Origin of the sequence: Corynebacterium sp. HMSC078A10 (assembly GCF_001811565.1) — a bacterium.
Taxonomy (GTDB): Bacteria; Actinomycetota; Actinomycetes; order Mycobacteriales; family Mycobacteriaceae; genus Corynebacterium; species Corynebacterium hesseae.
This window is the reverse complement of record NZ_KV805211.1, coordinates 1-834: the sequence shown is the minus strand read 5'-3', so window position 1 is coordinate 834 and position 834 is coordinate 1. Positions and strand designations below refer to the sequence as shown.

The 834-nt window shown below is 57.1% G+C and carries 2 protein-coding genes; both read left to right on the top strand.

The genetic code is table 11. From position 1 onward, the window contains the following. A partial coding sequence (locus HMPREF2808_RS07745) for a hypothetical protein (protein ID WP_210386962.1) occupies positions 1-366 on the top strand: 366 nt, incomplete at its 5' end. Positions 367-389: 23 nt separating this feature from the next. Continuing rightward, complete coding sequence (locus HMPREF2808_RS07740) at positions 390-641, top strand: hypothetical protein (protein ID WP_070624364.1); 252 nt, start codon at positions 390-392, stop codon at positions 639-641. The last annotated feature ends 193 nt before the right edge of the window (positions 642-834 follow it).

The window sequence follows — 834 nt, the reverse complement described above, 5'->3', positions numbered from 1 at the left end:
AAAGGAACGCCAGACATGGCAACCACCCTAGGACTACTGATCCTCATCGCCGCCACCGCACTCATCGTGCCCATTATCAACTACCTCAGCAACGCAGAAATGCGCCTGCGACAGCTACCCGCAGACACCAGCCGCACCATCAAAGAAACCTACCGCCCACTATTCACACTCGCCGCAGCCATAGCCGTCCTACTCCCGCTCCTGGCCAATGTCGCCGTCTTCCCTCAAGGGGTAAAAGCAATCTTCATCCCCTCCGCAATCGCCCTTAGCGGATTGATCGTCACCCTGGCGCTTATGGCCATTGACACCGCCGCCCGCCTAGAACTGCGCACAACCCCGCAAGCCGCCTACACACTGGTGGGATAACCTAGACCAAAAAGGAGAGACCCATGCCGAAGAAAACCTGGACTACCCCAATCCACGCCCTGCGCACCATTGCCGTCGACACCGACGAGGAAAACCCCGCCGTAGAAATCTACGCAGTAGAAGGCGCAACGCTTGACGAGTTGCAAGCCCGCGCCTACAGCCCGGCAGACGTAGAACTAACCATCAAGGCCCTTACCGAAGCCAAAGACTGCGCCCAGGCGCACTACGACGAGCACGCCGATGCTGAAAACTGGCACGAGGGCAACAACATCTAGACCCTCGCACGCCAAGCCCCAGCCGCCCTGCGGTTGGGGCTTTTTGTATAGCAATGACACTAAGCACACGCACCAGTGGGGGAGTAGGGAGGCGCACGATAGACGGTGTCACCAGGTAAATGTACGCACCACCTGTTAAGGCATATGCTAAGACATATGTTCCGCCATATGTCTTGCCATATGTTAAAACATA

What these genes read in the sequence shown, in the direction of transcription:
- HMPREF2808_RS07740 (WP_070624364.1), top strand. Translation starts at nt 390, where the DNA reads ATGCCGAAGAAAACCTGGACTACCCCAATCCACGCCCTGCGCACCATT.